At 71.8% G+C, this 8,796-nt stretch carries 7 protein-coding genes and 1 pseudogene; 6 read left to right on the plus strand and 2 right to left on the minus strand.

Going from position 1 to position 8,796, the window contains the following annotated elements; all coding sequences use genetic code 11:
* The coding region (locus D7V93_RS45295; protein ID WP_158623896.1) for a hypothetical protein at window positions 1-942 on the minus strand (942 nt) is incomplete at its 3' end.
* A gap of 249 nt (window positions 943-1,191) precedes the next feature.
* On the opposite strand from D7V93_RS45295, the gene D7V93_RS30405 reads away from it, so the two are divergent.
* Window positions 1,192-1,965: a hypothetical protein gene (locus tag D7V93_RS30405; protein ID WP_147451414.1), complete on the plus strand. Its 774-nt coding sequence runs from the start codon at window positions 1,192-1,194 to the stop codon at window positions 1,963-1,965.
* Between the two features lie 29 nt (window positions 1,966-1,994).
* Here the strand turns inward: D7V93_RS30405 and D7V93_RS30410 are convergent, their stop codons facing one another.
* Window positions 1,995-2,924, minus strand: a complete 930-nt coding sequence (locus D7V93_RS30410; protein ID WP_244237607.1) for an L-threonylcarbamoyladenylate synthase — start codon at window positions 2,922-2,924, stop codon at window positions 1,995-1,997.
* Window positions 2,925-2,992: 68 nt separating this feature from the next.
* Here D7V93_RS30410 and D7V93_RS30415 point away from each other — a divergent pair, with 68 nt between their 5' ends.
* From D7V93_RS30415 to D7V93_RS44590, 5 genes and pseudogenes are all read left to right on the plus strand, one after another.
* Window positions 2,993-4,411 (plus strand): TIGR01777 family oxidoreductase, encoded by a 1,419-nt coding sequence (locus tag D7V93_RS30415; RefSeq protein WP_120646719.1) that lies wholly within the window; start codon window positions 2,993-2,995, stop codon window positions 4,409-4,411.
* A gap of 58 nt (window positions 4,412-4,469) precedes the next feature.
* Window positions 4,470-5,396, plus strand: coding sequence for an ABC transporter ATP-binding protein (locus D7V93_RS30420; RefSeq protein ID WP_120646720.1), 927 nt, complete (start codon window positions 4,470-4,472; stop codon window positions 5,394-5,396).
* Window positions 5,393-6,115 carry an ABC transporter permease gene (locus tag D7V93_RS30425; protein ID WP_120646721.1) on the plus strand — a complete coding sequence of 241 codons (723 nt, stop codon included), beginning with the start codon at window positions 5,393-5,395 and terminating at the stop codon, window positions 6,113-6,115. Before D7V93_RS30420 ends, D7V93_RS30425 begins: the two co-directional genes overlap by 4 nt.
* Window positions 6,112-7,983: a motility-associated ABC transporter substrate-binding family protein gene (locus D7V93_RS30430; RefSeq protein WP_120646722.1), complete on the plus strand. Its 1,872-nt coding sequence runs from the start codon at window positions 6,112-6,114 to the stop codon at window positions 7,981-7,983. The genes D7V93_RS30425 and D7V93_RS30430 overlap by 4 nt, the downstream gene beginning before the upstream one ends.
* A pseudogene (locus tag D7V93_RS44590) lies at window positions 7,980-8,796 on the plus strand (hypothetical protein); the annotation flags it as partial. The gene D7V93_RS30430 and the pseudogene D7V93_RS44590, both read left to right, overlap by 4 nt.

Genomic DNA, 8,796 nt, shown 5'->3' on the forward strand with positions numbered 1-8,796 from the left:
GGTGGAGAGGGTGCCCTCCCAGGAGCGCCACTGGCCGGCCTTCACCAGGAACTCGCCGCGGCCGGTGACCTTCACGGTGGCGCCCAGCTCCGTGCCTTCGATGGGGCCGGCGGGGGCGGGGGCGTCCGCCAGCTCGTCGGCGACGACCGTGGCGGGGCCTCCCTCGGCGCCCGGCATGCGCGGGGTGCGGTTGGCGGCGGCGGTGGTGCGCGAGGGCGTGAGGATGCCGCCGAACTGCTCCAGGAGGTCGTACTCGAGCGTGGCCACCTGCTCGCCGTTGTCGCCGGGGGTGACGGAGACGAGCTTCACGCGGTTGTGGCGCTCGGCGCCGCCGGTGGCGCGGCGGAACTGGGTGCCGAGGGCTTCCGGGGCGATCAGCTCGGTGCCCAGCGACCACGTCTCGCCCGGGCGCACCGCGTCGCGCGGGAGCTCCAGCACCAGCGTGGCCAGGTTGCGCGCGGGGCCCTGGAGGCCGTCGATGATGAAGCCGCGGTCGCTCACGGAGGCCTCTTCCGACGCGGCGCCCGCAGGCGTCACGCGCAGGAGGCGCTCACCGGAGGAGGTGAGCTCCAGCACGTAGGTGTAGTCCGACGCGACGGCGGGCGCGGGCGCCGCAGCGGCGGGTGCCGGGGCCTCCTTGTCGCCCTTCTTCTTCTTGTCGGCCTTGGCGGGCTTGGGCTCCGGGGCGGACTCGAAGGCGGGCGCGTTGCGATCCAACGCGAGCGACAGGCGGAAGGAGACGGGGGCGCCCTGGACGAGCTTCCAGCGCAGCAGCACCGCGTCCTTGGGGACGGCGGGCGCGGCGGCGACGGGCGCGGCGGCCTCCTCGGCGGGCGCCATGGAGCCCGGAGGCCGCGGGATGGGCTCCATCTTCCCGGGGGCTTCCTGCTTGCAGGCGGTGAACGCGAGGGCAACGAGCAGACCGCACAGACTTCGCTTCACGGGGACACTCCTGGTGGACGGTCGCGGGATAGCGGAGCGGGCGACGGTTGTAAAAGGGAGAAGAGGGGAGCCTGGGCGACCCGACCCCCCGGCCGCAAGACCCCCCGGGGCGGCGGGGCCCCGGGCTTCCGCTGAGAACCGCGATCTTCTATGTCCGGGCGCCAGGCGCCCGAGGGCCTGACGTGTCCACGGAGCCGTAACAAGTTGATAGCGTTCGTGGCTGTTTCGTGAGTCAGCTCGGAGAACCCCATGAAGCGTGGCGCACTGGGTTGTGTATTGGTGTTGGCGCTGACCATGGGATGTGCGACCCGCGGATACGGGCCTTCTCCTCAAGAGCGTCGTGCCGCCATGCGCGACTGGGAACGGCAGGGCCTGGGCTATCGCAGCCCCGAGGGGTTTCAAGAGGCCCGCTGGGGCATGACCTTCGATGAAGTGCATGCCCTCTTTCCCGAGGCAAGGCTCCTCAATGGCAGTGCACTTCGATGGACGACTACGATCGCGAAGCTGCCCGCGATTGTGACGCTTGGGTTCCTGGAAGATAGGTTCGCCGCAGTGGATGTCTTCTTCCCGGAGGTTGGACATCTTCGGGATACCCATCTGCTGTTGCGCCAGCTCCTATCCCGAAAGTATGGGACCCCGGGGCGAGACAGGGACACGGTCTACGAGGCGCAACGCCGAGTCGGGAGCTATCGATCTGCCGCGGATACAGCGTACCTGCTGGGCCAGATGGCTTCGGCACTCGGTGGAGTGCCGCAAGACCGCTACGGGCAGCAGCGGATGGATATCCGGGCAGAAAACGATGAGGCAGAGGCGCGGCGTCAAGCAAGCGCGGCCCGAAAGCGATTCATGCTGAAGAGCCGATGGGCGACGGTCGAGAGTCAGGTGATTCTCACGAGCGTGAGCGCACCTGCTGTCACGGCGGTGACCATTGAATACGAGAGCGAGAGGTACGCGCCCGAAATCGCAAGGGCCCGCAAGCAGGCGGCGGAACTGGAGCATCGGCAAATGGCGAAGGACCTTTAGCCGCGCGTTTCCGAAGCTGCTCCAGACACTCAGCCCTCCCGGGGCGCCGCCGCGCGCGACAGCCGGTCCCGCACGGCGATGCCCAATCCACTCGCCGCGGGCAGACAGGCCACGAGCACGTCGTGGCCCTGTTCATCCGCTTCACGCAGCCGGGCGTACAGGACGCGCGCGGCCTCCGCCGGTTCTCCCGGCACGTCGAAGCGCTGCACGTCTTCCGGCAGTGACAGCGACGCGGGACCCAGCACCCCCACGCGCAGGCCCCGCGCCCGCAGCGCGTTCACCTGCTGGAGCGCTTCGGAAGGCTCCGACAGCACCACGCCCGCTCGCGGCGCGTAGTGGGACGCGAGCGAACCGGACACGCGCACCGTGGTGGACGCGCGCACCGGCACCGCCTTCCCCAGCACCCGCTCCACCTCCTCCGTCGCAAGGCCCCCCGGCCGGAGGATGGCCGGGGCCCCCGACGACAGGTCCACGATGGTCGACTCCACGCCCACCGTGGACGGCCCTCCGTCCAGCACCAGGTCCACGTCGCCGCCCAGGTCCTGCCGGACGTGCTCCGCCGTCGTCGGGCTCACCCGGCCGAAGCGGTTGGCGCTCGGTGCGGCCACGCCTCCGCCCAGCCTGCGCAGCACCTCCAGGGCCACCGGATGCCCAGGCACTCGCAGTGCCACCGTGTCCTGGCCTCCCGTCACCGCGTCCGTCGCCCTCGCCGTGCGTGGCAGCACCAGCGTCAGCGGCCCCGGCCAGAAGGCTCGCGCCAGGGCCAGCGCTTCGTCGGGGAGGGTCCGGGCCCACTCGGACAGGTGCTCCGCGCCCGGGATGTGGACGATGAGCGGGTGGGTCGCGGGCCGGCCCTTGATGGCGAACACCCGCCGCACCGCGAGCTCGTCCTCGGCATTGGCCGCGAGGCCGTACACCGTCTCTGTTGGCAGGGCGATGACGCCACCGCGTCGCAGCATTTCCACTGCACGGTCGAGGAGGTCCGGATTAAGCATGCGCGGGCCGCAATGTCCCCCCAGGAGAAACCATGGGCAAGTCGCACGTCTTCGATGCGCGCAGCCAGATGCCAGTCCCCGCCGCCGACCTCTTCTCCTGGCACGCTCGCGAAGGGGCCCTCGAACGGCTGACGCCCCCCTGGGAGACCACGAAGGTCATCGAGCGCACCGGCAACGGCATCCACACCGGCTCCCGCGTCGTCATCGCCGCGCACCTGGGCCCCATCCCCCAGCGCTTCGTGTCCGAGCACACCGGCTACGTGGAGGGCGAGAGCTTCCAGGACACCATGGTCCAGGGCCCCTTCTCCAAGTGGGTCCACGACCATCGCATGCAGCCGGCCTCCACCCCCCAGGCCTCCGTCCTCAATGACCAGGTGGAGTACGTGCTCCCCGTGGGGGCGCTGGGCGACACCTTCGGCGGGGGCTACGCCCGGAAGCGCCTGGAGCGCATGTTCGCGTACCGCCACACCCTCACCCGCGCGGACCTGCGCCGCCACGCCGAGTTCGCCAGCCAGGGCCCGCTGACCATCGCCGTCAGCGCCGCCACCGGCATGGTGGGCCAGGCGCTGGTGCCCTTCCTCACCACCGGCGGCCACCGCGTGAAGCGCCTGGTGCGCGGCGGACGGAAGGTCGCGCCGGGCGACGTGGCGTGGGCCCCCGACAAGGGTGAAATCGATACCGCGGCCCTGGAGGGCGTGGACGCCGTGGTGCACCTGTCGGGCGCCAACGTCGCCGGCCAGCGCTGGACGCCGGCCTACCAGGACGAGATCCTCAAGAGCCGCACGGAGACGACCCGCGTGCTGAGCGAGGCGCTGGCCCGCCTGCCGCGCAAGCCGCAGGTGCTCGTGAGCGCCTCCGCCATCGGCTTCTATGGCGACCGAGGCGAGGAGTCCCTCACCGAATCGTCGCCCTCCGGCGAGGGCCTGCTCGCGAAGGTCGCCCGCGAGTGGGAGGCCGCGACCGCGCCCGCCGAGGCCGCGGGCATCCGCGTGGTGCACCTGCGGATCGGCGTCGTGATGGATCCGCGCGGCAGCGCGCTCGCGAAGTTCCTGCCCGCGTTCAACGCGGGCATGGGCGGACCGATTGGCTCCGGCCAGCAGTGGTTCAGCTGGGTCGCCATGGAGGACATCCTGGGCCTCATCCGCTTCGCCATCGGCAACCCGGCCGTGCGCGGCCCCATGAATGGCGTGGCGCCCGGCGTGCTGCGACAGGGGGACCTGGCCAAGACGGTGGGCCGCGTGCTCAACCGTCCCTCCTTCTTCCCGACCCCCGCGCCCCTCGTCCGCGCCGCGTTCGGACTGATGGGTGAGGAGGCCCTCCTGGCCGGGGCCAAGGTGCTGCCCGCCGTCGCGCAGGCCCACGGCTACTCCTTCCTGTACCCCGACCTGGAGGGCGCGCTGCGCTTCAGCCTGGGACGCACCACGGAGGGCGCGGAGTTCCGCCACACTTGACACTCCCGGTGCGGGGGGACAGAAGAACGCCGCTTCCCCCTCGCTTCGAGGAGTCCTGATGATCCAGGTCGAAGGGCTGACGAAGTACTACGGCGAGCACGCGGCCATCCGCGACCTGGCCTTCACCATCGGCCAGGGTGAGGTCATCGGCTTCCTGGGCCTCAACGGCGCCGGCAAGTCGACGACGCTCAAGATTCTGGGGTGCGTGCTGCTGCCCACCTCGGGCCGCGTCGTCATCGACGGGCACGACGTGGTGAGCCAGTCCCACGAGGTGCGCCAGCGCATCGGCTACCTGCCGGACGTGCCCCCCGTCTACGAAGAGATGACGGTGGGCGAATACCTGTCCTACGTCGCCCGGCTGCGCGACGTGCCCGCGAAGGCCACCGCTGCCCACGTGGGCGAGGCCGAGGAGAAAACGGGCCTGCGCGACGTGCACGGCGAGGTCATCTCCACGCTCAGCCACGGCTACCGCCAGCGCGTGGGACTGGCGCAGGCGCTGGTGCACCGGCCCGCGCTGCTCATCCTCGACGAGCCCACCAGCGGGTTGGATCCGCTGCAAATCGTCGAGATGCGCGACGTCATCCGCGGCCTCAAGGGCGCGCACACGGTGCTCGTGTCCAGCCACATCCTCCCCGAAATCTCCCAGACGTGTGACCGGCTGCTCATCATCCACAAGGGTGCGCTGCTGGCGCAGGGCAGCGAGGAGGAGCTGTCGCGCAGCCTGGGCGGCCCGTCCATCGTGCTGGAGGTGCGGGGCTCGAGGACGCGCGCGCTCGAAGCGCTCCAGGGGTTCGGCGCGGTGGATGTGCGGGCAGGGGAGGGTGACGTGCTGGGCTTGAAGTTGGCGGCGTCGCCGGACCTGCGGCCTCAAGTCGCGCGGGCGGTGGTGGGCGCGGGGCTGGAGCTGCTGCGGCTGGACGCGAGCGAAGGGCAGTTGGAAGCGCTCTTCCTCCGCCTGACGCAGGGCCAGGAGGTGCGCGCGTGAAGGCGCTCCTGATTGCCCGCCGCGAGCTGGCCGGCTACCTGCGCACGCTCAGCGGCTACGTCATCCTCGCGGTCATCCTCGCGGTGAACGGGCTGTTCTTCAACGCGTACGCGCTGGGCGGCGCGAGCAAGCGGTCCGCGGAGGTGCTGTCCGGCTTCTTCTACTACTCCAGCGGCTTCACCATCGTGGCGGCCATCCTCGTGTCCATGCGGCTGCTCGCGGAGGAGCGCCAGACGGGCACGCTGCCGCTGCTCTACGCGTCGCCGGTGAGGGACCGGGACATCGTGCTGGGCAAGTTCCTGGCGGGGCTCGCGTTCCTCGCGCTGTACCTGCTGTGCACGCTCTACATGCCGCTGCTGGTGCTGGTGAACGGCAAGGTGTCCTTCGGGCACGTGGCGGCGGGCTACCTGGGGCTGCTGCTGCTGGGGAGCGCGTCGCTCGCGGTGGGTACGTTCGGCTCGTCGCTGGCGAAGAACCAGCTGCTCGCGGCCATCTTCTCCGCGGTGATGCTGGTGGCGCTCATCCTGTGCTGGCTGCTGGCGCGCATCACCGAGCAGCCGCTGTCGGACGTCTTCAGCGCGATGTCGCTGTGGAACCAGCACTTCCCCCCGTTCCAGGCAGGGCTCATCCACGTGCGGGACGTCGTCTACTACCTGGTCGTCACCTACGTGGCGCTGTTCGCGGCGACACGGGTGCTGGAAGCGCGGAGGTGGCGATGAGCACGCCGGCCTCTTTCGGCACCGGGCTGGCCGCGACGGTGGCCTTCGTCTCGGGGCTGCTCGCGGTCTTCATCGCCGAGCGCGTGCTGGGCGCGGGCTCCGGCCGCGTGACCCTGGCCGCGCTGGGCACCGCCGTGGCCCTGGGCGCGACGGGGTGGCGCGTGGTGCGGCTGCTGGCCGCGCCTCCCGCGCGACGCACGCTGGAGCGGTGGGTGCTCATGCTCTACGGCGTGGGGCTCGTGGCGCTGGGGCTCTACTTCGTCCAGGGGGACGTGGGGACGGCGCTGCTGGGCGCGCCCCTGTCGCGCTCCGCTCCGAAGCTGGCGGTGGTGCTGGCGGTGCTGTTCCCGGCGCTGCTCGTGTGCGCGCTTGTGCCGCTGGCGATGGTGGAGGCCGCGCTCGTGGCGATGGCGCGGGCGCCGGTGCCGGAGACGGGCCGGGTGCGCAGCGCGCTGTTCTCCGGGCTCGGGGTGGCCTTCGTGGGCGTGTTCGCGTTCGCGGCGACGTACGTGGCCACGCAGGCGGATGCCACCTGGGACCTGTCCTACTTCCGGACCGCGCGCCCGGGCGAGGCCACGCGCAAGCTGGTGCGCGGCCTCAACGAGCCCCTGCAAGTCACGCTCTTCTTCCCGCCCGCCAACGAGGTGGGGGAGGCGGTGAGGCAGTACTTCCGCGACCTCGCTTCGGAGGGTCCGCAGCTCACGGTGGACGCGTTGGATCAGGCGGTGGAGCCCGCGCGGGGCAAGGCCCTGGGTGTCAGCAACAACGGCGCGGTGGTGCTGTCGCGGGGCGACCGCAGGGAGGTGCTGAACCTGGGCATGGACGTGGAGCGTGCGCGCGGACAGCTCCAGCGGCTGGACGCGGAGGTGCAGCGGCGGCTGCTCGCGGTGGCGAAGCCCCAGCGCGTCGTCTACCTCACGGGCGGACATGGGGAGCGCGCGGACACGCGGCCCGTTCCTGGCGAGGCGGCCCGTCCGTCGGTGGCGCAGTTCAAGGAGCTGCTGCGCGGGCAGAACGTGGACGTGCGCACGCTCACGGTGGCGGAAGGGCTGGGCACGGAGGTGCCTCGCGACGCGGCGATGGTGGTGGTGATGGGGCCCATGCGCGACCTGCTCCCGGAGGAGGTCACCGCGCTGCGTGAGTACTGGGAGCGCGGCGGCCGGCTGTGGATCGCGTTGGAGCCGGAGGGCGCCGCGCTGGAGCCGCTGCTCAAGCCGCTGGGCTTGCGGTCGCTGCGCGTGCCGCTGGCGAACGACCGCGTGTTCTTCCGCACCACGCGTCAGCAGAGTGACCGGGGCAACCTGGGCACGGCGAGCTTCTCCTCGCATCCATCCGTGACGTCGCTGTCCGCGCTGGGGTCGCAGGCGGCGGTGGCCTTCATCGGCGCGGTGGCGCTGGAGCCCGTGTCTCCGCCCGTGCCGGGCGTGATGCTGGACACGGGCGTGCGCGCGCACGGTGAGACGTTCGCGGACGCCAACGGCGACTTCGAGCCCGAGCCCGGGGAGGTCACGAAGGCGTGGCCGCTGGTGGTGTCGGTGGAGCGGCCGGCTGCGGAAGGTCGGCCTGCGCCGCGCGCGGTGGTGATGGCGGACGCGGATGCGCTGGGTGACGGCATCCTGGGCAACGTGGGCAATGCCTACCTCGCGGTGGACACGCTGCGCTGGCTCTCCGGGGAGGAGGCGCTCTCTGGCGCGACGACGAGCGAGGAGGACGTGCCGTTGCAGCACACGCGCTCGCAGGACGTCGTGTGGTTCTACGCGACTGTCTTCCTGGCGCCGGTGGTGGTGCTGGCGGTGGGCTTCTTCGTGACGCGGCGGCGCGGCCGGCGCGCGGCCCGGAGCGCCGCAGTGGTGGGAGGTGCGCGATGAAGGCGCGCGACGTGGCCGTGCAGGGAGTCCTGGCGGGCGTGGCCCTCGTGGCCGCGTTCTTCGTGTGGCAGCGAGAGCCCTCCCGTGCGCCGGGTGAGGTGACGGTGGAGGACGCGCAGGTGCGCTCGCTCGACCGCATTCGCTACGAGGACGAGACGCGCTTCGTGGAGCTGTTCCGTGACGCCCAGGACCGGGAGATCATCTGGGTCCTGTTGGGCAACAAGCCCGCGAAGCCGAACGCCGGACCCGTGGGCGTGGGCGCGGACGCGGGAGTGCTGGGTGGGGCCGTTGTCCGTGCAGCGACCGACGCGGGCTCGTCCGGCAGTGGGGCCCGCGATGCAGGAGCGCTCGCCTCTTCGGGACCCGATGCAGGAGTCGGTGCCCGCCCCGCCGCTGATGCAGCAGCCGTCGCGAGCGCCGCTTCCGATGCAGGCGCCCGTGGCCTCCCCTCGAACGCGGCAGCGAGCGCCGCTTCCGATGCGGGCACGCGTGGCCTTCCCTCCAACGCGGCAGTGAGTGCCGCTGCTGATGCGGGCACGCGTGGCCGTCCTTCCGACGCAGCCGCAGTCGCAAGCGCTGTTCCCGATGCGGGCACGCGCGGCCGTCCTTCCGACGCAGCCGCAGTCGCAAGCGCTGTTCCCGATGCGGGCACGCGTGGCCGTCCTTCCGACGCAGCCGCAGTCGCAAGCGCTGTTCCCGACGCGGGCACGCGCGGCCGTCCCTCCGACGCGGCCGCCCTCGCAAGCGCTGCTCCCGACGCGGGCACGCTTGCCGCCGCGAGCGCACCGGCCCCCGTGCCCCCGCCCCGCGAGC

Source organism: Corallococcus llansteffanensis, from assembly GCF_003612055.1.
GTDB lineage: Bacteria > Myxococcota > Myxococcia > Myxococcales > Myxococcaceae > Corallococcus > Corallococcus llansteffanensis.